Below are 26101 nucleotides of genomic sequence, written 5' to 3' on the forward strand. Positions count from 1 at the left end.
CTCGCGGCGCCTCCGACGAGGCGCAAACTTAGGTGACCCTAACAAACGGATGGTGAGGATGCACTCCTGTACCATCGGTTAGCCTTACCTAAAATCAGTACCAGTCGGAGGTGCGGTGCGAACAGACCCCGGAGGGATCGCTCTCACGCGACGCCCGCCACACACGGGCCGCGCACTCGGTCTGCTGGCCGCTCTCGGTGTGCTGGTTTTCCTGTGCCTGCTGAGCGTCTGGCTGGGCTCGAAGGAGATCTCGTTCGATGCCGTCTGGCAGGTGCTGTGGCACGACGACGGCTCGGCCGACGCGGTGATCATCCACAGTGTCCGGCTGCCGAGGACGTTGCTGGCCGTCCTGGTGGGAGCCGCGCTCGGCCTGGCGGGCACGGTGATGCAGGCGCTGACCCGCAACCCGCTCGCCGACCCCGGGTTGCTGGGCATCAGCGCCGGCGCCGCGTTCGCGATCGTCTTCTCGATCACCGTGCTCGGCGTCAGTTCCCTCTACGGCTACGTCTGGTTCGCCTTCGCCGGCGCGCTCGCCGCGACCGTCGTCGTCTACTACCTCGGCACCCGGGGCCGCAGCGGGTCGAGCCCGGTCAAGCTGGCCCTCGCCGGGGCCGCCGTCACGGCGTTGCTCGGCTCGTTCACCAGCGCGATGGTGCTGTCGGACCCGGTGGCGCTCAACCGTTTCCGGTTCTGGTCGGCCGGTTCCCTCGCCGGCGTCGACGGCGGTTCGCTGCTGCGGATCCTGCCGTTCCTGCTCGTCGGCGTGGTGCTGGCGATCGCGAGCGGCCCGGCGCTGAACAGCCTCGCGCTCGGTGACGACGTCGCGGTCGCGCTCGGGCGGCGGCTGGGCCCGCTGCGGCTGCGCGGAGCGCTGGCCGTCACGCTGCTGACCGGCGCGTCGGTCGCCGTCGCCGGCCCGATCGTCTTCCTCGGCCTGATCGTCCCGCACGCCGTCCGGTTCCTCATCGGCCCCGATCACCGCTGGCTGCTGCCCTACACCGCGGTGCTCGCGCCGTGCCTGCTGCTGGCCGCCGACATCCTCGGCCGGGTCATGGCCCGGCCCGGCGAGATCCGCGCCGGCGTGATCGTCGCGTTCCTCGGCGCGCCGTTCTTCATCTACCTCGTCCGCCGCCGCAAGCTCGTGGAGTCCTGACATGAGCCTGCTGCAGGTGCGGCGCGACCGCGTCACCTTCCGCCTCGCGAAACCGCCGGTGTCCGGCCAGGTCAGGCTCCGGCTCGCCGCCGTGTCGCTCGTGCTCGCCGTGCTGGCGTTCGTGTTGTTCTGCGTGGGCATGACGATCGGCGACGTCCCGCTCAGTGTGTCCGACGTGCTGTCGGCGGTGTTCGGCGGCGGGGACAGCGGAACCGCTTACATCGTCCAGGAACTGCGGCTGCCGCGCGCACTGACCGGGCTGCTCGCCGGGGTCGCTTTCGGCGCGTCCGGCGCGGTGTTCCAGACCATCACCCGCAACCCGCTGGCCAGCCCGGACATGATCGGCATCAACGCGGGCGCGGCCACCGCCGTCGTCGCGGGGATCTCGTTCGGCTTCGGCGGCGGGCTCGGCACCACGACGCTCGGCCTGCTCGGCGGCCTGCTGACCGGGTTGCTCGTGTACGCGCTCGCCTGGCGGCGCGGCACCACCGGCTACCGGATCATCCTGGTCGGCATCGGGATCTTCGCGATGTGCACCAGCCTGACCGACTACCTGCTCAGCCGCGCGCAGATCACCGAAGCCCAGGCGTCGATCGGCTGGCTCGTCGGGAACCTCGCCAACCGCGGCTGGGAGCACGTCCTGCCCCTGGCCGGCGCGCTGGCGGTGCTGCTTCCCTTGCTGCTGGCGCTGTCGCGGTGGATGCGGACGCTGCAGCTCGGCGACGAAGTGGCCGCCGGGCTCGGCACCCCGGTCCAGCCGGTGCGGCTCGGCCTGCTGCTGTCCGGCGCCGGGCTGGTCGCCTTCGCGACGGCGTCCGCGGGCCCGGTTTCGTTCGTGGCGCTGACCGCGCCGCAGATCGCGCAACGCCTGGCACGCCAGACGTCGCCGCCGCTCATCGTGTCCGCGCTCACCGGCGCGGTCGTGGTGCTGGGCAGCGACATCCTGGCGCGCACCATCACGGCGTCCCCGCTGCCGGTCGGCATCGTGACCGGCGCGCTGGGCGCCCCGCTCCTGCTCTGGCTGCTGGCCAGGGCCAACCGATCCGGTTCCGGAGGCTGACCCATGGAAACACCGTCACTGCGGGTGCAGCAGCTGCGCGTCGCCTACGACGACCGGGTCGTCATCGACGGTCTCGACCTCGACATCCCGCCGGGCCGGATCACCGCGATCGTCGGGGCCAACGCGTGCGGGAAGTCGACGTTGCTGCGCACGCTGGCGCGGCTGCTCACGCCGAAGTCGGGCGGGGTCTACCTCGACGGCCGCTCGATCCACGACTTGCCGACCCGCCAGGTGGCCCAGCGGCTCGGGATCCTGCCGCAGTCCCCGGTGGCACCGGAAGGCATGACGGTGGCCGACCTCGTCGGCCGCGGCCGCGCCCCGCACCAGAGCTGGTGGCGCCAATGGTCCACTTCGGACGAAGGCGCGGTGCGTGACGCTCTGGCGGCCACGCAGATGACCGACCTGGCCGACCGCCCGGTGGACGAGCTGTCCGGTGGCCAGCGCCAGCGCGCGTGGATCGCGATGGCGGTCGCCCAGGGCACCCCGGTGCTGCTGCTCGACGAGCCCACGACGTACCTCGACCTGGCGCACCAGATCGACGTGCTCGACCTGGTCGTCGACCTCAACCGCGGCGAGGGCCGCACGGTCGTGATGGTGCTGCACGACCTGCCGCAGGCCTGCCGCTACGCCGACCACGTGATCGCGATGAAGGCGGGCCGGATCGTGGCTTCGGGCGCGCCGTCCGACGTCATCACCGAGGAGCTGGTGGACGAGGTGTTCGACGTCCGCTGCCAGATCACCCCCGACCCGGTCAGCGGCACCCCGATGGTCATCCCGATCAGCCGCCACCACCCGGCTCCGGTGCACCAGTCCTGAAGTCCGTGAATGCCACATCGAGGGCCTTTAGGTCCCTCGATGTGGCATTCACGGCTTTGGGCTATCCTGGGGTTCGGCCCGCCTCGCGTGTTCCGGGGAACGTCCGGCCGAAACCCCCTCCAGGAAGCAGAGCCATGTTCGTGCTGCCCGAAATCACCACCGGAACCGAGCGCCACCTGCTGGAAGCCACGATGGACCGCCAGCGGCGCGCCGTCGCCGACACCGCCCGCGGGCTGTCGGAGACCGAGGCCCGCGAGCGGCTGGTCGCGTCCGTGACCACGCCGATCGGGCTGGTCAAGCACGCCGCCATGGCCGAGCGCCGGTGGTTCCAACTCCTGCTGCAGGGCCTCGACGAGGCCGAATGCGACGGGCCCACGACGCCCGGCGACCCCAGTTTCGCCGTCACCGACAGCGAAACCGTGGCCGACGTGATCGCCGAGTTCGAGCGAGCGAGCGCCCGCTCACGCGAGATCGCGGCCCGCTTCGAACTCGACGACACGTGGAAGCACGACGTTCTCGGCGACGTCAGCCTCCGGTTCGTCTACCTGCTCCTGATCGAGGACTTCGCCCGCCACGCCGGCCACGGCGACATCCTGCGGGAGCAGCTCAGCGCGCGCTGACCGCGTACTCCCCCGCCGGCTCGGCGACCACCCGGCGCTCCACAATGGACTGCAGGATCTCGCCCACCCGCACCGCCGTGTTCGACAGCAGTGACGACGTGATGCCGTGTGTGTGCTCGGTGCCGCCCTGGAGGTAGATCCCGCCGCGCAGCGCCGGTTCCGTCGTGAGGCGGTAGTCGCGCTCGACGCGCAGCCTGCCCTCCTCGTCCCGCGAACAGCGTGAGCCGAGCTCGCCCAGCAGCGGCGTCGGGTCGGCGGGCCGGTACCCGGTGGCGTAGACGACCGCGTCGGCTTCCAGCACCGTGCGTTCGCCCGTCGTCAGCGATTCGACCGTGGCCGTCACCGCGGTTCCGGTGTCGGTCACCTCGACCGGGCGGGAGACGTTGAACAGCCGCAGCCGCTCCACGCCGAGGACCTTCTCGCGGTAGACGCGCCGGTACAGCTCGTCGATCAGGTCGATGTCGACGGCCGAGTAGTTCGTCGCGCCGTGGTAGCGCATCAGGCGGTCCTTGACCGGCTCGCCCGCGCGGTAGAACTGGTCGACGGCTTCCGGGTCGAAGATCCGGTTCGCGAACGCGCTGTCGTCGGCCGGGCTGTAGCCGTAGCGGGCGAACACCGCGCACACCTCGGCGTGCGGGAATTCGTCGTGCAGCAGCGCGGCCACCTCGGCCGCGCTCTGGCCGGCGCCCACGACGACGAACCGCTTCGGCGACGTGCCGCGGAGGGCGTCGACGCGGAACAGCAGTTCGCTGTTGTGCCAGATCCGCGGCCCGGCGGCGATCCCCTCGGGCAGTTGCGGGCGCAGACCCGTGCCCACCACCAGGTTCCGGGCGCGCAGCGACGAGCCGTCCGACGCCTCGACGTCGAAGTAGGCCACCTCCGGACCGTCGTAAACCGGCTTCACCGACACGACCTCGGTGCCGTACGAGACGACGTCGTCGACCTTCGCGGCCGCCCACTCGAAGTAGTCGTGGAACTCGACCCGCAGCGGGAAGAGGTTCTTGTGGTTGATGAAGTCGACCAGCCGCCCCGCCGAGTGGAGGTAGTTGAGGAAGCTGAACTCGCTGGTCGGGTTCCGCATCGTGACCAGGTCCTTCAGGAACGACACCTGCATCGTGGCGGTGTCGATCAGCATCCCGCGGTGCCAGCCGAAGCGCGGCTGGCGCTCGAGGAAGTGCGCGGTCACCGGTTCCCCCGCGCCGGCGTTGTGCTCGGCGAGGGCGATCGCGAGGGCCAGGTTCGAAGGTCCGAAGCCCACGCCGACGATGTCGTAGATCGGGACCTCTGCAGTCATGTTGCTCCCTCGCGCGCTCCGGTACCGTTCAGGGAACCCTAACCTAACTTAGGCGAGCCTCGCCTAGTACGTTCGTGGTGATGTTCGTCCCCCGATCACGAAAGGGCACTCTCGAATGCGCGTGGCGATGTTCGGCTACCAGACCTGGGGGCACCGGACCCTGCAGGCGCTCATCGACGCCGGGCACGACGTCGCCCTCGTGGTGACGCACCCGAAGAGCAACCACGCCTACGAGCGGATCTGGGCCGACTCGGTCGCCGACCTCGCCGAGGCCAACGGCATCCGCGTGCTGCTGCGCAACCGCCCGGACGACGCCGAGCTGCTGGCCGAGCTCAAGGCCGCGGACCTCGACCTGATCGTGGCGAACAACTGGCGCACCTGGCTGCCCCCGGAGATCTTCGAGCTCCCGCGCCACGGCACGCTCAACATCCACGACTCGCTGCTGCCGGCGTACGCGGGCTTCTCCCCGCTCATCTGGGCGCTGATCAACGGCGAGCCCGAGGTCGGCGTCACCGCCCACATGATGGACGGCGAGCTCGACGCGGGCGACATCGTCCTGCAGCGCGCGATCCCGGTCGGCCCGGCGGACACCACGACGGACCTGTTCCACCGCACGGTCGACCTGATCGCCCCGCTCACCGCCGAGGCCATCTCGAAGATCGAGACGGGCTACACCCCGGTGCCGCAGGACCGCTCGAAGGCCAGCTTCTTCCACAAGCGCGCCCGCCGCGACAGCCTGATCGACTGGACCCTCCCCCCGGCGGACCTCGAGCGTTTCGTGCGCGCGCTGTCGGACCCGTACCCGAACGCGTACACCCACCACCGCGGCGAGGAGCTGCGGATCCTCAAGGCGTCGGTGTCGCAGGGCCACTACGGCGGCACGCCGGGCCGGATCTTCATCAAGGAAGGCGACGGCGTGGTGATCGTGGCGGGGCCGGAGGCGCGGCGCGGGCAGTCGCCGGGGCTGGTGGTCGAGCGGGTCCGGACCGCCGACGGGACCGAGCTGCCGGCGCACGAGTACTTCAAGACCATGGGCGGGTACCTGACCGACCGGCCTTGACCCGGTGAGCGGGAAATCCTGGCCGCCGTGGTGCTCCGGCGGCCAGGATGGCCCGCATGGCCGGGATCAGCTACCTCGACGACCACCGCACCTGGGTGCTCACCGGCGAATCCAGCACCTACGCCCTGCGGCTCGACGAAGACGACGTCCCCGCCCACGTCTACTGGGGTCCCCGGCTCTCCCCGCCCGAAGTCGTCGAACTGACCGCGAAAACGCTTCCCCGCTGGGACGGCTTCAACGACCCGAACGAAGGCCTCGACGAACTCGCGGCGGACAGCGGCACCCGCTACTGGACCCCAGCCCTGCAACTGCGCTTCGCCGACGGCGCCCGGGGCCTCGAATGGCGGCACGAAACCCACGAGAGCACCGGAAACCACCTCAAGATCTCCTTCACCGACCGCCACTACCCGGTACGGATCACGCTCCACTACCGCTTCCGAAAAGACGTCCTCGAACGCTGGACCGAGCTGGACGCCGACACCGACGTCGAGGTCGCCCGTGCCGATTCCGCGACCTGGGTGCTCCCCCTCCTCGACGACTACCGGCTCAGCCACACCACCGGCCGCTGGGCCGCGGAAACCCAGCTCCGGCGAGAAACCGCGTCGCACGGCGAAACCGTCTTCGGCAGCCGACGCGGGATCACCAGCCACCACGCCAACCCGTGGGTCATGGTCGACGACGGCACCGCCACCGAACGCCACGGCGAGGTCTACGGCGTCGCCCTCGCGTGGAGCGGGTCGTGGCGCCTCACCACCACCCGGTCCTCGACCGGCCGCCTCACGGTCAGCGGCGGCTTCGGGCAAGACGGCGTCGTCCACCACGTCGGGCCGGGAAAGCCGCTGACCACCCCGGTCGCGGCGGGCCTCTACACCGAAGGCGGCTTCGGCGCCGCCAGCCGCGCGTGGCATGCCTACGTCCGAGAACACGTCCTGCCGCACCCAAGCGAACTGCGCCCGGTGCTCTACAACTCCTGGGAAGCCACGGGTTTCGCCGTCTCCGAAACCGGGCAGCGCGCGCTCGCCGAACAGGCCGCGGCACTCGGCGTCGAGCTGTTCGTGCTGGACGACGGCTGGTTCGGCGCCCGCACCGGCGACCACGCCGGGCTCGGCGACTGGCACGTCAACCGCGAGCGCTTTCCCGGCGGCCTCCAGCCACTGGTCGACGCCGTGCACGCGCTGGGCATGAAGTTCGGCCTCTGGGTCGAGCCCGAGATGGTCAACCCGGACAGCGACCTGTACCGCGCCCACCCGGACTGGGTCCTCCACCAGCCGCACCGGCGGCGCTCGGAACTGCGCCACCAGCTCGTTCTCGACTTCGCGCGGCCGGACGTCGCCGCGTGGGCGCACGGCTGGCTCGACCGGCTCGTCGGTGACCACGGCGTCGACTTCCTCAAGTGGGACATGAACCGCCCGTTCAGCGAAGCGGGCCAGGACCGCGTGTGGGTCGAGCACACCCGGGCCGTGTACGCGATCCTCGACCGCCTCCGGGAAGACCACCCCCACCTTCGCATCGAGGCGTGCAGCGGTGGTGGCGGCCGGCTCGACCTCGGCGTGCTCGCCCGCACCGACCAGGTCTGGCCGTCCGACAACACCGACGCCCTCGACCGGCTCCGCATCCAGCACGGCTACAGCCAGCTCTACCCGGCCCGCGCGATGTCGGCGTGGGTCACCGACAACCCCGGCTTCGTCACCGGCCGCTCGGTGCCGCTGCGCTTCCGGTTCCACGTCGCCATGGCCGGCGTGCTCGGTCTCGGCGGCGACATCGCGCGCTGGCCGGAGGCCGACCTCGCGTTCGCCCGGGAGATGATCGCGCGCTACCGCGAGATCCGGCCCGTTGTGCAGCACGGCGCGTTGTACCGGCTCCGGCCGCCGGTCGACGACGGGCTCGTCGCGCTCCAGTACGTCCTCGGCGACCGGTCGGTCGTCTTCGCCTACCGGCAGGCCGCGCACTTCGCCGAGCCGGACCGGCCGCTGCGGCTCGACGGACTCGATTCCGCTGAGCGGTACCTCGATCCGGATTCCGGGACCACGCACAGCGGCGCCGTACTGCTCGCCCACGGACTCCGCCTCGGCCTCCCGACCGGCGACTTCGCGAGCACGGTCGTCCGGTTGGAGCGAATTCCGCGCTAGAGATCGGATCTCTGGGCCACTCTTCGACGGTTTCACGGCCGATGACCGCTTGACAGCCCGTCAGACGTCAGATCAAATGCGTCATACATCACATCTGGTGGAGGGCTCGATGAGAACGACATTGGCGCTCGGCGCGGCGGCGCTCCTGGCGGTGAGCGCGTGCTCGGTCGGGTCGAACACCGGCAGCGGCACCGAAATCACCTTCCTGACCTTCGAAACCCCGAACCTCACCCCGGCCTACTGGGACGCCGCCATCAAGCGCGTCACGGACAAGAACCCGGGCGTGAAGGTCAAGAAGCTCGTCGCCCCGACCGCCGACGGCCGGACGTCGTACGCGAAGCAGCTCCTGCAGTCCGGTCAGTTCCCGGACGTGCTGATCGCCGTCGACTCGGCCGGTTTCGCCGAAGCCGGCAACCTCTACGCCTGGACGCCGGAGGAGCTCAAGGACTTCCAGTTCCCCGAAGCCAACCCGGTCAACGGGAAGCACTACCAGCTGCCGGCGAACACCCAGACCATCCCGCCGATCTACTACAACAAGAAGATGTTCGCCGACGCCGGCATCGCCGCGCCGCCGAAGACGTGGGACGAGCTCGTCGCCGACGCGGGAAAGCTGAAGGACAAGGGTTTCCCGCCGTTCACCATCGGCGGCGGCAAGGACGGCTTCCCGTCGTCGATGATCCTCTCCGGCCTGGTCTCCACCGAGGTCTACAACGCGATGCCGGACTGGCTGACCCAGCGCCGCCACGACCAGGTCAAGTTCACCGATCCCGCGTTCCAGCACGCCTTCGCGAAGCTCGCCGACCTCGCCGCGAAGGGGTACGTGGACAAGACCAGCGTGTCCCGCGACTACGCGGCGACCGAGCAGGCCTTCCTCGACGGCAAGAGCGCGATGTACCCGATGGGCAACTGGTTCGCCGCGAACGCCGACTCCAAGAAGCACGACTTCGAAGTGGGCGTTTTCGACTTCCCCACCGAGGACGGCAAGCTCGTCGTCCCGGCCTACACCGGCGGCGGCATGATCGTGAACGCGAAGGCCGCGAACCTCGACGCCGCCAAGAAGTTCGCCCTCGGGTTCCAGCTGGACAAGGACCAGCTCGACGCGTCGGTCAAGGCCGACGGCCTGTTCCCGGCCATCAAGGGCTACACCCCGCCGGCCGACGTCGGGCCGACGTTCAAGGCCGGCTACGACCTGTACACCCGAGCCGTGCGGCAGAACGCCGTGGTGTCCGCGTTCCGCTGGGAGACCGCCGACGACGGGCTGCTGCCCGGCATGAAGGACAAGGTCGACCAGGCCGCCCAGGACGTCATCACCGGCCGCAAGTCCGTGGCCGACGCGTGCGCGTTCCTGGACGCCGAGTGGGCGAAGGCGGGCTGACTTGGCCACCCGCAAGCCGGTCCTGCCGCGGCTCGGGCACTTCGCGTCGTTCGGCGCTCCGGGAGTGCTCGTCTACCTGTGCTTCGTGCTGGCCCCGATCCTGATCAGCTTCGGGTACAGCCTGACGAACTACAACCCGTTCAACCCGCCGGTGAAGTTCACCGGGCTGGACAACTACCGGCTGCTCTTCACCGACGAGCAGTTCCTCACCGCACTGAAGGTGACCACGATCCTGACGCTGATCGTGGTCGTCGTGCCCAACGTCCTCGGCCTCGGCGTCGCCCTGCTGCTGGACCGGAAAGGCTGGCTGTACAACGCGTTGCGGAGTGTGTTCTTCACGCCGGTGATCCTCAGCTCGGTCGTCGTCTCGATCGTCTGGTCGCGGCTGCTCGACGACGAAGGACCGCTCAACAGCCTGTTGCGGGCGCTGGGGGTCGAGCACCCGCCGGGCTGGCTGTCCGACCCCGGCCTGGCGCTCTACTCGGTCGCCACGATCGTGTGCTGGCAGATGCTCGGGTTCTGCGTCGTCGTCTACCTGGCCGGGCTGCAAGGCGTGCCGGCGGAACTGCTGGAAGCCGCGGAGATCGACGGCGCCGGGCCGCTGCGCCGGTTCCGCGCGGTCACCTGGCCGCTGCTCGCGCCGTCGCTGACGATCAACACGGTGGTGCTGCTCATCTCCGCGTTCAAGACCTACGACTACGTGAAGGTGATCACCAACGGCGGCCCGGGTTCCGGCGCCACCGCGACGATCGCGTTCGACGTGCTGCAGACCGGCTTCGACGCCAACCACGTCGGCTACGCGTCCGCGATGGCCGTGCTGATGCTGGTGATCGTCGCGGTCGTGACGACGGTCGTGCTGAACTTCCTCCGCCGCCGGGAGGTGGACCTGTGACCCGGCCCGCGGTCGCCGTGGTCGTCAGCGCGGTGTTCTTCGTGCCGCTGTACCTGGTGCTGGCCAACGTCTTCAAGCGCGGCGACCTGATCGCGAAGGAACCGGCGGCCCCGCCGCTGCCGCCGACGCTGGCCAACGTCCACGCGGTGCTGACCCGCCCGGACGGGCTGTTCTGGGTCAGCCTGACCAACAGCGTCGTGGTCACCCTGTCGTCGATCCTGGTCCTGACGGTGCTTTCGGCGATGCTCGGCCACTACCTGGCGCGCTCGGCCAAGCGGTGGACGAAGGTGCTGACGCTGGTGCTGCTGGCCGGGCTGATGATCCCGCCGCAGGTCATCCTGATCCCGATCACGGACGTCCTGCGCGTCACGCACCTGATGGCGACGCTGCCGGGGCTGATCCTGTTCAACGTCGGCTACTACGTGCCGTTCGGGGTGTTCGTGTTCTCGGGCTTCATCCGCGGCGTGCCGGTGGAGCTGGAGGAAGCGGCCCTGCTCGACGGCGCGAGCCGGCTGCAGGTGTTCTGGCGCGTGGTGTTCCCGCTGCTGCGCCCGGCGACGGCGTCGGTGCTGATCTTCCTCGGCGTGTGGATCTGGAACGACTTCATCGACCCGCTGATCATCCTCGGGCCGAGCCAGGGCACGACGATCACCACCGGCATCTACCGCTCGATCGGCCAGTACCAGGCGGACCTGGGCAGCGTGTTCGCCCTGATGTTCCTGGCGACGCTGCCGGTGCTGATCTTCTACCTGGCGCTGCAGAAGCAGTTCGTGAAGGGCCTGACCGGCGGCGCGACGAAGGGCTGAAGCGGCACTTTCACGTGAAAGTGCCGCTTCTTCACAGGACTTTCACCATGGTGTCGGACTGCGCCGAGCCCGCGCCGGTGACTTCGTAGCCCACCGCGAGGTACAGCCGCTGCGCGAAGTTCTCGCGCTCGACGCTGAGGCTGATCCGCGCGATGCCGGCCTCCTTCGCGCGGGCCTCGACGGCGTGCAGCAACGCGCGCCCGACGCCGCGGCCGCGCCAGGCCGCCGCCACGCCGATGGTCAGCTCGGGGACGTCGGCGGCCACGAAGCCGTACCCCAGCTCACCCGGCGGGAAAAAGCGCAGCCACGCGGCGCCGACCCGCTCGGTATCCGCTTCGGCGACCACGCCCAGGTCGGTCTCCCGCGGCCAGCCGGCGATGTAGTGCGCGGTGTCCGGGGCCGCGAGCACGCGCCGTCGGCTCTTCGGCCGCCACCGCGGTGACCAGTTGACCGCGGCCACCAGCATGTCGGCCAAGAAGTCGCCGTCGTCGGCGGTGGCCGGGCGGAGCTTCACCGCTCGCGGACCTGCCCGCCCTCGACCTCGAGACGCCGCGTGACGTGCACGGCGTCCAGCATCCGGCGGTCGTGCGTCACCAGCAGCAGCGTCCCCGGGTACTGGTCGAGCGCCGACTCCAGCTGCTCGATCGCGGGCAGGTCGAGGTGGTTCGTCGGCTCGTCGAGCACCAGCAGGTTGACGCCGCGGGCCTGCAGCAGCGCCAGCGCCGCCCGCGTCCGCTCCCCCGGCGAAAGCGTCGCCGCCGACCGCAGCACGTGCGCGGCCTTGAGCCCGAACTTCGCCAGCAGCGTGCGGACCTCGGCGTCGGCCAGCTCCGGGACCTCGCGCGCGAACGCGTCGGCGAGCGGGACGTCGCCGAGGAACAGCCGCCGGGCCTGGTCGACCTCGCCGACCACGACGCCCGCGCCGAGCGCGGCGTTCCCCTCGTCGAGCGGGACCCGGCCGAGCAGCGCGGCCAGCAGCGTCGACTTGCCCGCGCCGTTCGCACCGGTGATGGCGACCTTGTCCGCCCAGTCGATCTGCAGGTCGACCGGCCCGAGCGTGAAGCCGCCGCGGCGGACGACCGCGCCGCGCAGGGTCGCGACCACCGCGCCCGCGCGCGGCGCCGCGGCGATCTCCATCCGCAGCTCCCACTCCTTGCGGGGTTCCTCGACGACGTCGAGGCGCTCGATCATCCGGTCGGTCTGCCGGGCCTTCGACGCCTGCTTCTCGGTGGCCTCGGCGCGAAACTTGCGGGCGTTCTTGTCGTTGTCGGGTTGCTTCCGGCGCGCGTTCTTGACGCCCTTCTCCATCCACGCCCGCTGCATCCGGCCGCGCGCTTCGAGTGACGCTTTCGTGTCGGCGTACTCCTCGTAATCCTCGCGCGCGTGCCGCCGCGCGACCGCGCGCTCCTCGAGGTACGCCTCGTAGCCACCGCCGTAGCTGTTGACCTGCTGCTGCGCCAGATCCAGCTCGACGACGCGGTCGACGGTCCTGGCGAGGAACTCGCGGTCGTGGCTGACCAGCACGGTCGGCGCCCGCAGCCCGGAGACGAACCGCTCGAGCCGGGCCAGGCCGTCCAGGTCGAGGTCGTTGGTCGGCTCGTCGAGCAGGAAGACGTCGTAGCGGCTCAGCAACAGCGACGCGAGCCCCGCCCGCGCCGCCTGGCCGCCCGACAACGACGTCATCGGCTGGTCGAGGTCGACGGCGAGACCGAGGTCGGCAGCGACTTCGGCGGCGCGGTCGTCGAGGTCGGCGCCGCCGAGGGCGAGCCAGCGGTCGAGCGCCGCCGCGTACCGGTCGTCCGCGCCCGTTTCGCCCGCGGTGAGGGCTTCGGTCGCGGCGTCTAGATCGGCCTGCGCCGCCGACACGCCGGTGCGGCGCGCGAGGAATTCCCGGACCGACTCTCCTTCCCGCCGTTCCGGCTCCTGCGGCAGGTGCCCCACGGTCGCGGTCGGCGGGTTCAGCCGGATCTCGCCGCCGTCCGGTTTCGCGAGTCCGGCGAGGGTCCGCAGCAGCGTCGACTTGCCGGCGCCGTTGACGCCGACCAGGCCGACGACGTCGCCCGGGGCGACGACCAGATCCAGACCGGAGAAGAGGGTGCGGTCACCGTGGCCCGCGGCCAGGTCCTTCGCGACGAGTGTTGCGCTCATGAGACCGCCGAGTCTACGGGGCCGTGGTGAACTGTCAGATCATGGTCAAAGCCACCGACTGTGTGTGTCGGGTGGCGCTTTGATCACTGAGTGTGGGTACCCTGTTCGGTTGTCGCGTCTTCCGTGCAGTGAGGTTGGTGAACACAGATGGGCGAACCCGCTCCCCCGGTGACCCTCGGCCGCAGGCCGAAACCGAGGGAAGGCCGCCCCTCCGCGCCCCGGCCCACGGTGAGCCGGCGCCGCGAGGTGAGCCACGCCAGCGCCCGGTCGCTCCTGATGACCGTGCTCGGCGAGTACGCGCTCCCCCGCGACAAGCCCGTGTGGACGTCGATGCTCGTCGAGGTCCTCGGCATCCTCGACATCGAGGAGAAGTCGGCCCGGCAGGCACTGGCCCGCTCGGCCGCCGAGGGCTGGGTCGTCTCCGAACGCGTCGGGCGGCGGGTGCGCTGGTCGCTGACCCCGCCCGGGCGCCGGCTGCTGACCGAAGGCGCCGAGCGGATCTACGCGTTCGGCCGCGAACGGCCGCCGTGGAACGGGCAGTGGCTGATGCTGATCGTGTCCGTCCCGGAGGCCAAGCGCGACCTGCGGCACCGGCTGCGCACCCGGCTGACCTGGGCGGGTTTTGGTTCGCCGGTGGCCGGCGTGTGGGTCAGCCCGGACCTGTCCCGCCAGCGCGAGGCCCAGCAGATCGTCAGCGAGCTCGGCCTCGACGCGCAGGCGATGTCGTTCACCGCCGCGTACGGCGAGGTCGGCGAGCAGGAGTCCATGGTGGCCCGGTCCTGGGACCTGACCGAGCTCAAGGACCGCTACGAGGACTTCATCGACCGGTTCACCGGCCTGCACCCCACCGGCGGCCGGGCGGTGCTGCGCGCGCAGACCGAGCTGGTCCACGAGTGGCGGCGGTTCCCGTTCCTCGACCCGCAGCTGCCCGCCGAGCTCCTCCCGGCGAAGTGGAGCGGGACGAAAGCCGCGGAACTGTTCCATCACAAACACGTCGACTGGCGCCCCGAGGCCCAGCAGTATTGGGACGACATCGTCGAAACCGAAGAAGCAGGGTGAACATGACTCAGCAGGTCCGCCTCGATCGTGACGGCGGGCTCGCCGTCCTGACCGTCGACGCTCCGCCGTTGAACCTCTACACGGCTTCGCTGCAGTCCTCGCTCGCTTCGGCCCTCGACTCGCTGGAGGCGGCCCCGGCGCGCGCCCTGCTGATCCGGGCCGAAGGCAAGATCGTCAGCGGCGGCGTCGACGTCTCGCTGTTCGACGCGCAAGGTTCGCCCGCCGAGGCGAAGGTGCTGTTCGACGAGATGCTCGCGGTGCCGGACCGGATCGCGGCCCTGCCGTTCCCGACCGTGTTCGCCGCCCACGGCCTCTGCCTGACCTGGGCGTTCGAGGTCGCCGTGGCCTGCGACCTCATCCTCGCCGCCTCGCGCGCCAAGTTCGGTCTGGTCGAGAAGGTCGTCGGGCTGACCCCGACCATGGGCGGCACCCAGCGGCTCGCCGCTCGCGCAGGAGTGGGCCGCGCCAAGGAGTTCGTGATGACCGGCGACACCTACGACGCGGCCACGCTGGAGCGCTGGAACGTCGTCAACCGCGTGCTGCCGGACGAGGGCTTCGACGACGCTGCGCGGGAGTTCGCGCGTCAGCTGGCGGCCGGGCCGACCCAAGCGCACGCGGCGACCAAGCGCGTCCTCGACCACTTCTCCGCCGGCGGCGTCCCCGAGGCGAACGCGCACATCACGTCGATCGCGGCCGCGCTCTTCGAGACCGAAGACCTTCGCGGTGCGGTGAAGTCGTTCCTGGCCGACGGGCCGGGCAAAGCGACGTTCTCGGGCCGTTAACCGTCCGTTCGGACGGCGGTAGCCGCCGTTCGGGCCTGCGCGGTTCTCCCCGCCCCGGGTTACATTCGATGTGGTCTAGACCACATCGTCCCCGCCCCTTGTGCCGTCTGGAGAACCGCCATGAGACGCACCCCTGCCCGACTACGCTCCGCGCTCGCCGCCTTGCTGATAGCGCTCGGCGGCACCGCGGCCCTCGCGCCACCCGCCGCCGCGGCCGGTTCGCTGACCGCCACCCTGGCGATGAGCGGCACGACCGGCACCTACACCGTCGCCAACACCGGGACCGCCTCGGTGAGCAACTGGGCGATCACCTTCACGCTGCCCGCCGGCGTCACCGCGTCGACCGGCGAAAACGGCACGGTGACCCAGAACGGCACGCAGGTCACGCTGACCCCCGCGTACTACATCGCGACGCTGGCGCCGGGCCGGAACACCTACCCGTACAGCCCGACGTTCCGGCTCAGCGCGGCCGCGACACCCACGCAATGCCGCGTCGACAACGCCAACTGCGACGGTTCACCGGACACGCCACCGGGGGCGCCCAGTGGGCTCAGGCTGGTCACGAAGACGACCAAGACGGTGGCGCTGGCGTGGACCGCGTCGACGGCCGGGTCGTTGCCGGTGACCGGGTACGACGTCTACCAGGGCAGCTCCCTGGCCGTGTCGGTGACCGGGACGAGCGCGACGATCACCGGGCTGTCGCCGGGGACAGCGTACTCGTTCGCGGTGAAGGCCAAGGACGCCAAGGGGAACACCTCCCCCGCGAGCACTCCCCTGTCCGTGACGACGAACAGCCCGGCCGACGACACGCAGGCGCCGTCGGCTCCGACCGGGTTGCGCTCGACGGGCGCAGACTCGGGCAGCGTCTCCCTGGCCTGGACGGCGTCGACGGACAACACCGGCGTGATCGGCTACGACGTGTACCGCGGATCGGTACTGGCCACGACGGTGACCACGACGTTCGCCGTCGTGACCGGGCTGGCACCGTCCACTTCGTACACGTTCACGGTGCGGGCGCGCGACGGCTACGACAACGTGTCCGCGCCGAGCGCCGCGGTGACCGCCCGGACCGGCGACATCGTCTCGGGCTACGCGAAGGTCGGCTACTTCGTGCAGTGGGGCATCTACGGGCGCCAGTACTTCGTGAAGAACCTCGAAACCTCGGGCGCGGCGGCGAAGCTGACGCACCTGCTGTACGCGTTCGAGAACATCGACCCGGTGAACCTGACGTGCCTGTCCGGCGTCACGAAGGGCACCACGGCGAACCCCCAGGACCCCAATCAGGGTGACGGCGCCGGCGACGCCGAGGCGGACTACTCGCGCCCGTTCGCCGCGGCGCAGTCGGTGGACGGCGTGGCCGACACGGGCTGGGAGTCGCTGCGCGGCAACTTCAACCAGCTCAAGAAGCTCAAGGCGAAGCACCCCAATCTCAAGGTGCTGGTGTCGCTGGGCGGCTGGACGTACTCGAAGTACTTCTCCGACGTCGCGGCCACGGACGCGTCGCGCAAGAAGTTCGTCTCGTCGTGCGTCGACACGTGGCTGAAGGGCAACATCGCGCCCTACGGCGGCGCGGGCGGCCCGGGCACGGCGGCCGGCATCTTCGACGGCATCGACCTCGACTGGGAGTGGCCGGCGAGCGCCGACGGCCACCCGGGCAACCGCTGGAGCCCCGCTGACAAGGACAACCTGACGGCGCTGATGGCCGAATTCCGCACACAGATGGACGCGTACGGCGCGACGACCGGCAAGCGGTACCAGCTGCACGCGTTCACCCCGGCGGACCCGAACAAGGTGGCGTCCGGCTGGGACCTGTCCCGCGTCTTCAACTACCTGGACGTCGCGAACGTGCAGGGCTACGACTTCCACGGCTCGGGCAGCGACAACTCGTGGGAGCCGAACCGCACCGGCCACCAGGGCAACCTGTACGCCGACGCGGACGACCCGTACCCGTTCCACTTCAGCGCCGAGGCGGCGATCAACGCGTACACGAACGCGGGCGTCGACCCGCGGAGGCTGACGTTGGGCCTGGCGTTCTACGGCCGCGGCTGGCAGGGCGTGGCGGACGGTGGCAAGAACGGCGAATGGCAGTCGGCGACCGGCGCGGCCCCGGGCCAGTTCGCGGAGGAAGCGGGGACGCGCGGTTACGCCAACCTGGTCGCGAGCGTCCCGGGCTGCACGGTCCACCACGACACGGCCGCGGTGGCGACGTCCTGTTACACGGGCAACGGCGGCCAGTGGTGGACGTTCGACGACGCCTGGTCGATCGGGCTCAAGACGACGTGGCTGAAGCAGCGCGGTCTCCTCGGTGTGATGGCGTGGGAGATGTCGGGTGACACCGGTGTTCTGATGAACGCGGTCAGCGCCGGGCTCGGCTAGTTATTCAGCCCGCTGAACGGAATCGGCCTTTCCGTTCAGCGGGCTGAACCTTTCCTTCAAATCGCGAATAAAGAGCCTTTGCTCCTTGACTCTCGGTGGTCTGGACCATGAAACTGAGCGCAGCGCGCAGGGGATCCAAGACACCGTCGTCGCGAGGAGAGCCATGTCCCGCTTCCGCAGAGTTTTCGCTTTGGGCGCCCTGATCCCGCTGGCACTGGGCTTGATCGCCACGCCGGCCCCCGCCGCCCCGGCGACGTTCACGCACCCGGGCGTGCTGGTGAGCCGCCCGCAACTGGACTTCGTGAAAACCCAGGTGAACGCCGGCGCCCAGCCCTGGAAAGCGGCGTACGACCAGGCTTTGGCGAGTTCGTACGCCTCCCTGTCCCGCACCCCGAAACCGCGTGCGGTCGTGGAATGCGGCTCCTATTCGAACCCGAACTACGGCTGCACGGACGAGCGCGAAGACGCGATCGCGGCGTACACGGACGCCCTGATCTGGTACATCTCCGGCGACGCCCGCTACGCCCAGAAGTCGATCGCGCTGATGGACGCGTGGTCGGCGACGATCACGAGCCACACCAACAGCAACGCCCCGCTGCAGACGGGCTGGGCGGGCTCGTCGTGGCCGCGCGCGGCGGAGATCATCAAGTACACGTACTCGAGCTGGCCGAATTCCGGCCGGTTCGCCACGATGCTGCGCAATGTGTACCTGAACACCGTCATCAACGGCAGCAACAGCAACGGCAACTGGGAACTGTCCATGATGGAGGCCGCGGTCGGCATCTCGGTGTTCCTGGAGGACAAGACGAACTTCGACAAGGCGGTAACCCGTTACCGCAACCGCGTCGCGGCCTATGTTTACTTGGCTTCGGACGGTTCGCTGCCGAAGACGGTCCCGGGCAGCGGTCTGGACACCCGTTCGGAGATCGTGAGCTACTGGCAGGGCCAGTCGACGTTCGTGGACGGCCTCACCCAGGAGACCTGCCGCGACTTCACCCACACGGGCTACGGCATCGCCGCGATCGCGGACGTGGCGGAGACGCTGCGCATCCAGGGCCAGGACGTGTACGGAACGGACGTGGGCGAGCGCCTGCGCCAGGCCCTGGGCTTCCAGTCGAAGTACCAGCTGGGCACGGCGGTGCCCTCCTGGCTGTGCTCCGGCTCGTTGAAGCTCGGCCTGGGCCCCGTGACGGAGGTGGGGTTCAACGCGCTCCACACCCGCCTTGGGATCGCGATGACGAACACCCAGACGTTGACCGAGCGTCAGCGGCCGGCGGGGTCGAACAACCTCTTCGTGGCGTGGCAGACGCTGACGCACGCGGGGAACGCGGCTTGATCTTGGGCTCCGGTCCGCTTGGCTTGTTTCCGCAGGTCAGGCGGGCTGGGGACCCTGCTTGCAGAGGGGTTTGAGGGGCACGCTAGAGTACTTCTCACGCACTCAGCGAGTGCGGGTCCGGGCTGTGGCGCAGTTTGGTAGCGCACTTGACTGGGGGTCAAGGGGTCGCAGGTTCAAATCCTGTCAGCCCGACGGACAAGCTTAAGGCTCGTGATCGGCGTATCTGCTGGTCACGAGCTTTTTGTGTCCGCACAATCCTCTGCCCCCGGCATCTACCCGCGCCCAGCCTGGGGACCACGGGGGGACCACGAGTTACAAGCAGCCTCGTCCAGCGGAACCAACCCACGCAAGGCTGACACAACCTCTACGGCCACCAGCACGCCCGGGGACTCGATCGACATCCAGACAGGGGCAGCCCACCCGACGAGCCTTTCCACCTCGTGCCCACCCTCCGAGCAAAAGATCACGGTTCGAGAACCAAGTTTGCGACACGCCGACAGATCGTAACGACTTCCCCATTGGAACCGACTGGGTCTAGATGACCCCGACTGATCATGAGATTTTGTTCCTGGCTGACTCAGCTCTTGCCGCGGCCTACGAGCACGTGGACGACCAACCCAGCGAAGCAGCATCTGTCGCCAAGGAAATATTCTCTCGACTTCAAAGAATTACCCCGGGCCCAATCCAGCAGCAAGTACTAGTGAACTGCTCAAGCCTTTTGATCGACGCTGGCTCTCGGGCCTCCGACAAGGAAGCGCTAGATATTGCCGCCGAACTGACAGCCGAACTGATTTCTTCTCCCCATCTGGCACATGAAGAAGTTGCCAGGGCGAAATATAATAGAGCCAACTGCCTCACCTCAATTGTCGAATATGAATTCGCAATCACGATCACAGAATCTACCGACGAAGCCAAGTTAGACGACGAGACCATTAGGGCGAAAGAACTTGTACATAGACTTAATAGTCGCACCCTTCTTACTGAGGCTCGACGCCTTTACTATGCTGCCGGAACGGACGAAACCATCGATGCCGACCAGAGGGGACGCAGTTTTTGCAACTTGGCGAATCAACTGGACTTCTCCGGACGGTGGGCGGAAGCTTACGATGCATACCTGAGTGCGCTCACAATCGATCCCACCAACGGAAATGCAGCAGGAAATGCCGCCATGCTTCTGCGCATTGCCATGCAGGCAGGCACAGTCGACGTCGGCCATGCCGCAGTATTGCACAATAGGTTCCTTCGAATCGCACATGATCACCTAGACAGGGTCGCCGAACTGGCCGGACCAGATACTGCAGATTTCTGGAGAGGCCTTGAACTCTTCGACGTAGAAGATCATTGGCACCCCGGTAATCCGGATGACCATCTTCAGAGCTGGCTTATCAAGCATCGCTTAATCCTTGCTACGACAGCCCTAGAAGGACTCGGGTCCACGGAGGTCAAGTGGGACAGCGTACACATCGATACCGTCTACACACCTATAATACAGGATGGCCCTCCCGAAATTTTTGCGATGATTAATTCAATTAAAGCAGAGTATCTCGTCGCCAGAAGGACCATCTATACCGCCTGCCAGATGGCCGAAGAGTCCGAGGGGCGGCAGCATCACTCAGATACAGGCTGGTATGCCGACACTGAAGACAACAGACTTTACGGGCAAATGCCAGGGATGTTTGTACTTGGCCAGCGAGCGACACTTGATGTTCTGGACAAGATTTGCGTTTGCATCAACGAGCATTTTCAAATTGGAGACCGACCCTCATCGGTGGCTTTCCGAAGCTTTCTTGCCAAGAAGGATACCTTAGGGTTTCGAGCAGAGATTCTTAACAAGCTAGATATTAGCCCTACGCTTGTCGCACTGCGAGAACTTGTTGATGACGTCAACCCGAACGGGCTCTACCCGGACGCCTACAATCTCAGAAACGCCGGGACCCATCGAATCGTGGTAGCAACTTCAGATGAAACAAAGGACTTAGGAGTCGATTCAATCAGCCTTATTGGGATCGACAATCTTGAAAAAGTTGCGATTCAAGCTTTGCAAGTCACGCGCGCCGCGATAATGTACCTAGTTGCCCTGGTCAACCATACAGAGCGACTGAAAGGTGTCAAAGATCGAGTGATCAAACTTCCCGTCGTTGGACAGAAATAGGAAATTTAGTTCCATTGTCGAACTATATTGCCCTCAGACCTATTTTGCCGTCACGCTTTAAGTAGCTTGATAAAAGATCGCCAGCCTCGGTTACCGACCGTTGACTAGGGTGCAAGTATCGCTGCGTGGTAGACAACGACCCATGTCCTGCGATCTTTCGCAGGTGGTGCACGGGAACGCCGGCATCCGCCATCCACGTCAACCCTGTGTGTCTCAAGTCGTGTCGCCGGAGATGGTCGTAACCCAGATTTGCTACTACGTCGTCCCATGCCGTCGCATCTCGGAGCACCGCTGTCGTGATCCGACCCCCACGGGGCCCCTTGAAAAGCCGGCCGTCCGGCTCGTTGCCAGCGAGCGCGATACGTCGCTGAACCAACTCTCGGATGTCCTCGATCAGCGGGACCGTCCGAGCCCGTTTCCCCTTCGTTCCCTTGTCCACCAGTCCACCAGGTGACGGCGTCGTCTGCCGGCGAACCGTCCAAGTCCACGACGAGGTATCGATATCCGCAACCCGGCAGCCCGAGACTTCCCCGATCCGGGCCGCCGTACAAGCAGCGAACAGAACCACGTCACCCCAACCCCGGTACTCCCCCGACGACCGCGCTACCAGGGCGTTAGCCAGCGTAGTGAGCGAGATCCAGTCCGGCAGCGCCAGCGACCTCGGATCGTCCAACTCGTCCTCGGCGCGCTTGTACTCCTGCTGCCAGCCGGTCACCCGGGCCGGGTTTCGGTCGATGATCCCGTCCCGAAGCGCCTGCTCCATGACCCTGACCAGCACCGCGATGCTGTTCTTCACCGTCGACCGGCTGCACTCGTCCGCGATCCACGCGTGAACCGCACGGTCGACCGCCCCGTTCGTGATCATGCTGACCGGCAGGTGCCCCAGCGTCGGGACGACCCGCTTCCGCCACCCGGCCAGGTACGGATCGGTGGTCTTGGCCTCCAGCCCACGCAGAGCGAACGTCATGTTCGTCGTCCCATAGTCGGCCAGCTTCATCGTCGCCGTGTTCGGATCGACCCCCTGGGCGGCGGCACGCTCCATCCGGGTGATCCAGTCGCGAGCTTCGTCCTCGGACGCGAACGCCTCCGACTTGCTCGGACGCCTCTTCGTCACCGGGTCGATCCACCGCACCCGAGCGCGGTACGGACTCGGCCGTCCAGGCCGGTACTCGACATCAGACGACAACGAGACGCCGAGCGGCAGACGCACATCGCCGGCCATCACGCAGCTGCCTGACCTGGATCAACGCGCCTACTCCGTAGCCACGCTTCGACGTCCGACGCGCTGTACACGGTCACCCGCTCGGACAGCTGCACGAAGGGCGGTCCCTGCGGCGGCCGGGATGTTCGCCACCTGCGCACCGTCGACGGATCAACGCCGAGCAGGGCGCCCAACTCCTCAGTCGTGAGCCACCGCCCATCCACCAGTCGCAGCTCCATGTCCACTCCCCTCTTACGCCGCCAGCTCGGTTGCCGAAGTTTCTGGAGGTCTCCCCGCCGCCAATAGCGCCCGGTCGTACTCGGCCTTCCACGTGATCCGTTCCGCGATCGCGCGCATGACCAGGTGTGGCCGGGGTGGGACCTGCGGGTCGCCGGGCTCGACCTTGCGCCAGACCTGCTGCGAGCGGTCGGCGTCCGGCTTCTCGATCCCGACGGCCGCGAGCGCTTGGAGCACGAAGGCTCGCCGGTCGGCCTTGTGGTCCATCAGCGTCCTGCCGGACCACTTTCGCGAGACCAGGACACGGCGGCCGGGCAGGCCGAGCGTGGTCCGGCGGTGAGCCCGGCCCTTGCAGTGCCCCGGGGTGGTCTTGCCCGTGACGCCCTTGGGCTGGACGCCGTAGAGCAGCCATACCGCGCAGCGCGGCGAGCACGGCGTGACCGACAGCTCGGCGTGAAGCCGGTCGTGGTGATCGGCTTGTGCCGCGCTGTCTGCCTCGACCACTTCGCCGGTGGACTTGGTGAGGTACTTGGTCAGGTAGCCGATGTGGCGGCCGGCCTCGTCAGTCCCGCCCAGGATGCCCTTCGAGTGCACCTGCCGCCCGAACCGGACCACGTGCGACGGACACTCGACCGCCTCCACCGCGTCGTCCCACCGAGTCAGCGGCTCACGCGTCTCCGGATCAACGAAGCCGGCCTCAGGGCCGTCCCAGACCGGCAGCCGATCGGCGTAGACGATCTCGTCATGCGCCGGCCACCAGACCTGGTGATAGGTGGCCTCAGTGACCTGCCGGATCACGTCATGCGGCACCGAGCCCCGAATCGCCGCGTGCAGGTGTGGCGCGGCCCGACGCTGCGGCTCGACCGTGGCGAAGTACTGCGCGTCCCAACCGACGACCCGGCGCAGGTTCTGCCACCACCGATCCACCAACGCCGAGAAGTGCACCGCATCCCGAGCAGCCCGCCGGTAGTCGTACCGGGCCGGGTCGACCGGAGCACCGTCACCGCGAACCGGCCCGTAGGTGTCGCAGGTCAGCGTCACGAACATGGACGGCCGAAACTTCCCCGCGTACTCCCGGCCCACGGTGGTCTTCGCGACCTTTCGCCGAGGAAGGTTTGGCGTGTCCTGCCTGCGCTTGGTCGAGCGCTTCACCGCCCGCCTGGCCGGGACGTCGAGGGCGGGAAGCCGGCCCCGCAGCCCGAGTTGCCGAAGTTCCGCATCAACCCCGGCAACCTCCTCCCGCAGCTCCTCGGCCTCCACCTGGTCGTGCTCGACCACCTCCCGGTAGGCCGCGACGAGGTCGGCGCGGTACGTCAGCAGTTCCTTGTGGTTCTCCGACGGAGGAGCAGGGGTGAGGCTCGGTTCTTCGGTCATGTGCCAGCCTTCGCGGCACTGGACCTGCCGCAGCGCCTTCGCCTTCCGGGCGCAGGGCAGACAGACCGACTCGACAGTGGACCCACAGGGCACCGGGACGTACCGAAGTTCGCCGGTCGTGGTGTCCCCCACCTCCATCGTGAACGGGCGGACACAGACCCCGTGCTTCTCCGCCGTCGCCCGGATCACGTCAGCAGCCAGCGGTGTCCGCATCCGCTCTGCACGTGTCTCACCCATCAGGCCGCCACCTCCTCCGGCGAGGACCAACCACGCAGAAGGAACACCGGCATGTCCTGCTTCGCTCCGGCCGGGAGATCCGGGAACGTGCTCGGCTCAAACCGCACCACGCCGAACACCACGACGGGGATGCCGCACGGCGTCCGGCCGGTGATCGACAGGTGCACCTGCGTCCCGTCGACCAGCCGCCATAGCCGAGCCGAGACGTCCTCGAGCGTCTGCGTCCACACCAGCAACGCGCGCGCGACCTCCGGCAGCCCGTCCACGTCGAGCTGAACGGTGATCGGGCTGGACCAGGCGTTGACGTCCACCGACGCGGCCGGCGGCAGCTGGTGCGAGTCCAGATGATCACGGATGGCGTCGAGGAATATCATCAGCCGGTTCACGCGGCCACCCCCTCACCGCCGTGCCGCAGATCCGCGACACCCCCATTAGTCACGTATGCCTCCAGCGCCTTGACCGTGGCGTCGGAGACCCACCCGGCCCGGATGCGCAGGGGTTCGCGGATGCCTTCACCCCACACGTAGCCCACGCCGGCCTCCGAGTCGCCGATCCGGTTCGCCCACGCCCCGCGCTCGTACGCGCCGTCACCCAGCACCATCCCGACGTGCGTCTTCGAGGTGACGCGCAGGCACACCCGCCGGGTGAACAGCTCCCGGACCGGGACGGTGTCCTTGGTGGGCTCCTGGACGTAGCCGCGGACCGAGATCCCCAGCGCACGCCCCTGCGTCGTCAGCAGTGCGACGCGCTCCACAATGGCCTCACGGGTCTTGCGGTCGGTGTACTTCGTGAGCGCCCCGATCTCGTCGAACTCCAGTAGCTCCAACGGATACTCCGTCGACACCGGGATCGTGCGCAGCCGACCGGCGAACGCGCGCTTGCGGGATTCCATCTCCTCCACCAGGCCGTCAAGCACCTCGACCGCGTCCTTGCCGCCCACCGCGTAGCGGGCGAAGATCCCACGCCCGTAGGCCAGTTCCATGCCCTTGGGATCGATCCCGCACATGCGCACCACCCCGGCCCGGATCGCCGGAGCAGCGGCCACGAGCGGACACCACATGACGCTGTTCTTGCCTGCACCCGAGGCACCAGCGGTCAGGCAGTGCGCACCAGAGCCCAGCAGCGGGACCCGCCAGTCACGCCCGTACTCGGTCCGCCCGGCCCACACGTTGCGCAGGTCCACCCCGGTCGAGTCGACGCCGTCCGGGACCTGGGGGCCGGCCACCCCGCCGCCGAGCAGGTCACGGCGTTGGAAGTCGATCGAGACGACGTTGGGGGCCAGTTCGCGGACCTGGCAGCGAGCGACCTTCCGCGCGACGGCCAAGGCACGAGCGGCGTCGTCGAAGTCCTCCGGCTTCTGCCCGGCCACCAGCTCCACCCGCACCTCATCCCACGACGCGCCGGAGCGGACGCTGAGCACCTTGGGCATCCGTGCGTTCGGCCGGTTCGAGGTCGAGCGGGAGAGCGCGCGTCGACGGCCGACGAGGTTGACGTTCACCACCACCGGCAGCGCCTCATCCCGCACCGAGAGACCGCACGCGTGCAGCCACTCCGGCAGCTTCCGGCCGTACACGGCCCAGCGAGCCCACCAGGAGCGCAGGAACCGCCAGCACCACTGGTCGAACGAGACGGCGTCGATCGCCCACCAAGCGGCAAGGATTGTCGCGAGGCCGCCGAGGGTGATCGCCAGCGACAGCCAGCCGAACAGCTCACACCAGCCATAGACCGCGACTATGGCAAGGCTGGTCCGCCACCGGGTCACGACCTGGGCGAGCATCCACACGACAGCCTTGCACAGCCACCACAGGGCCACGAACACCACGGCCGCCGCAGCCAGAGCTTCCAGAATCGAGGCCAGGGCGCGGCCGACCTTGTGCAGCACCCACACACCGAGCCCCAGCCCAGCCAAGGCCACTACCGCGAAGCCGGCAGACATCACCGACCACCCCGCTTCACGTCGAGGTCCAGCGGCAGCATTCCCAGACAGGGAGCGC

The 26101-nt window shown here is 68.5% G+C and carries 22 protein-coding genes and 1 tRNA gene; 15 read left to right on the top strand and 8 right to left on the bottom strand.

Annotated features, from left to right (window positions below; translation table 11 throughout):
• Window positions 1-115 precede the first annotated feature (115 nt).
• From H4696_RS10705 to H4696_RS10720, 4 genes are all read left to right on the top strand, one after another.
• Window positions 116-1153 carry a FecCD family ABC transporter permease gene (locus tag H4696_RS10705; RefSeq protein ID WP_086861981.1) on the top strand — a complete coding sequence of 346 codons (1038 nt, stop codon included), beginning with the start codon at window positions 116-118 and terminating at the stop codon, window positions 1151-1153.
• A gap of 1 nt (window position 1154) precedes the next feature.
• Window positions 1155-2213, top strand: coding sequence for a FecCD family ABC transporter permease (locus H4696_RS10710; RefSeq protein WP_086861980.1), 1059 nt, complete (start codon window positions 1155-1157; stop codon window positions 2211-2213).
• Between the two features lie 3 nt (window positions 2214-2216).
• Window positions 2217-3029 (top strand): ABC transporter ATP-binding protein, encoded by an 813-nt coding sequence (locus tag H4696_RS10715; protein ID WP_086861979.1) that lies wholly within the window; start codon window positions 2217-2219, stop codon window positions 3027-3029.
• A 134-nt stretch (window positions 3030-3163) separates the two neighbouring features.
• On the top strand, window positions 3164-3649 hold the full coding sequence (locus tag H4696_RS10720) for a DinB family protein (protein ID WP_086861978.1): 486 nt from the start codon (window positions 3164-3166) through the stop codon (window positions 3647-3649).
• On the opposite strand, the gene H4696_RS10725 is transcribed toward H4696_RS10720, so the two are convergent.
• The gene (locus H4696_RS10725) at window positions 3636-4943 is read right to left on the bottom strand and encodes a lysine N(6)-hydroxylase/L-ornithine N(5)-oxygenase family protein (RefSeq protein WP_086861977.1); all 1308 of its coding nucleotides are present in this window, start codon (window positions 4941-4943) and stop codon (window positions 3636-3638) included. The two genes, H4696_RS10720 and H4696_RS10725, sit on opposite strands and share 14 nt — an antisense overlap.
• A 115-nt stretch (window positions 4944-5058) precedes the next feature.
• Between H4696_RS10725 and H4696_RS10730 the strand changes: the two genes are divergently transcribed.
• The 5 genes from H4696_RS10730 to H4696_RS10750 all read left to right on the top strand — a co-directional run bounded on the left by H4696_RS10730 (window position 5059) and on the right by H4696_RS10750 (window position 11205).
• Complete coding sequence (locus tag H4696_RS10730) at window positions 5059-6003, top strand: methionyl-tRNA formyltransferase (RefSeq protein ID WP_086861976.1); 945 nt, start codon at window positions 5059-5061, stop codon at window positions 6001-6003.
• A gap of 56 nt (window positions 6004-6059) precedes the next feature.
• Window positions 6060-8132: an alpha-galactosidase gene (locus H4696_RS10735; protein WP_086861975.1), complete on the top strand. Its 2073-nt coding sequence runs from the start codon at window positions 6060-6062 to the stop codon at window positions 8130-8132.
• Between the two features lie 109 nt (window positions 8133-8241).
• Entirely contained in the window at window positions 8242-9507 is a 1266-nt protein-coding gene (locus H4696_RS10740; RefSeq protein WP_086861974.1) for an extracellular solute-binding protein, read from the top strand.
• A gap of 1 nt (window position 9508) precedes the next feature.
• On the top strand, window positions 9509-10399 hold the full coding sequence (locus H4696_RS10745; protein ID WP_225955641.1) for a carbohydrate ABC transporter permease: 891 nt from the start codon (window positions 9509-9511) through the stop codon (window positions 10397-10399).
• Window positions 10396-11205, top strand: a complete 810-nt coding sequence (locus H4696_RS10750) for a carbohydrate ABC transporter permease (RefSeq protein WP_086861973.1) — start codon at window positions 10396-10398, stop codon at window positions 11203-11205. The genes H4696_RS10745 and H4696_RS10750 overlap by 4 nt, the downstream gene beginning before the upstream one ends.
• A 31-nt stretch (window positions 11206-11236) precedes the next feature.
• Here the strand turns inward: H4696_RS10750 and H4696_RS10755 are convergent, their stop codons facing one another.
• A complete protein-coding gene (locus H4696_RS10755; protein ID WP_211299737.1) occupies window positions 11237-11719 on the bottom strand; it encodes a GNAT family N-acetyltransferase in 483 nt (160 codons plus the stop codon).
• Complete coding sequence (locus tag H4696_RS10760; protein WP_086861972.1) at window positions 11716-13353, bottom strand: ABC-F family ATP-binding cassette domain-containing protein; 1638 nt, start codon at window positions 13351-13353, stop codon at window positions 11716-11718. The genes H4696_RS10755 and H4696_RS10760 overlap by 4 nt, the downstream gene beginning before the upstream one ends.
• 147 nt (window positions 13354-13500) lie before the next feature.
• On the opposite strand from H4696_RS10760, the gene H4696_RS10765 reads away from it, so the two are divergent.
• The 6 genes from H4696_RS10765 to H4696_RS10790 all read left to right on the top strand — a co-directional run bounded on the left by H4696_RS10765 (window position 13501) and on the right by H4696_RS10790 (window position 21058).
• Window positions 13501-14412, top strand: coding sequence for a PaaX family transcriptional regulator (locus tag H4696_RS10765; RefSeq protein WP_192782236.1), 912 nt, complete (start codon window positions 13501-13503; stop codon window positions 14410-14412).
• Window positions 14413-14414: 2 nt separating this feature from the next.
• Window positions 14415-15194 (top strand): enoyl-CoA hydratase/isomerase family protein, encoded by a 780-nt coding sequence (locus H4696_RS10770; RefSeq protein ID WP_169735043.1) that lies wholly within the window; start codon window positions 14415-14417, stop codon window positions 15192-15194.
• A gap of 162 nt (window positions 15195-15356) precedes the next feature.
• Window positions 15357-17570, top strand: coding sequence for a glycosyl hydrolase family 18 protein (locus H4696_RS10775; RefSeq protein WP_086861970.1), 2214 nt, complete (start codon window positions 15357-15359; stop codon window positions 17568-17570).
• A gap of 163 nt (window positions 17571-17733) precedes the next feature.
• On the top strand, window positions 17734-18906 hold the full coding sequence (locus tag H4696_RS10780; RefSeq protein ID WP_086864333.1) for an alginate lyase family protein: 1173 nt from the start codon (window positions 17734-17736) through the stop codon (window positions 18904-18906).
• 118 nt (window positions 18907-19024) lie between these two features.
• Window positions 19025-19098 (top strand) — tRNA-Pro (locus H4696_RS10785).
• Window positions 19099-19444: 346 nt separating this feature from the next.
• Window positions 19445-21058 (top strand): LA2681 family HEPN domain-containing protein, encoded by a 1614-nt coding sequence (locus H4696_RS10790; protein ID WP_143265369.1) that lies wholly within the window; start codon window positions 19445-19447, stop codon window positions 21056-21058.
• 22 nt (window positions 21059-21080) lie between these two features.
• On the opposite strand, the gene H4696_RS10795 is transcribed toward H4696_RS10790, so the two are convergent.
• The 5 genes from H4696_RS10795 to H4696_RS10815 all read right to left on the bottom strand — a co-directional run bounded on the left by H4696_RS10795 (window position 21081) and on the right by H4696_RS10815 (window position 26043).
• A complete protein-coding gene (locus tag H4696_RS10795) occupies window positions 21081-22190 on the bottom strand; it encodes a tyrosine-type recombinase/integrase (protein WP_249027198.1) in 1110 nt (369 codons plus the stop codon).
• 89 nt (window positions 22191-22279) lie between these two features.
• Window positions 22280-22498, bottom strand: coding sequence for a helix-turn-helix transcriptional regulator (locus tag H4696_RS10800; RefSeq protein ID WP_086864335.1), 219 nt, complete (start codon window positions 22496-22498; stop codon window positions 22280-22282).
• 13 nt (window positions 22499-22511) lie between these two features.
• The gene (locus H4696_RS10805) at window positions 22512-24107 is read right to left on the bottom strand and encodes a replication initiator (protein ID WP_086864332.1); all 1596 of its coding nucleotides are present in this window, start codon (window positions 24105-24107) and stop codon (window positions 22512-22514) included.
• Window positions 24107-24493 carry a hypothetical protein gene (locus tag H4696_RS10810; protein ID WP_086864331.1) on the bottom strand — a complete coding sequence of 129 codons (387 nt, stop codon included), beginning with the start codon at window positions 24491-24493 and terminating at the stop codon, window positions 24107-24109. The genes H4696_RS10805 and H4696_RS10810 overlap by 1 nt, the downstream gene beginning before the upstream one ends.
• A complete protein-coding gene (locus tag H4696_RS10815; protein ID WP_086864330.1) occupies window positions 24490-26043 on the bottom strand; it encodes an FtsK/SpoIIIE domain-containing protein in 1554 nt (517 codons plus the stop codon). The genes H4696_RS10810 and H4696_RS10815 overlap by 4 nt, the downstream gene beginning before the upstream one ends.
• Window positions 26044-26101 lie beyond the last annotated feature (58 nt).

The sequence above is a fragment of the Amycolatopsis lexingtonensis genome (assembly GCF_014873755.1).
Taxonomy (GTDB): domain Bacteria; phylum Actinomycetota; class Actinomycetes; order Mycobacteriales; family Pseudonocardiaceae; genus Amycolatopsis; species Amycolatopsis lexingtonensis.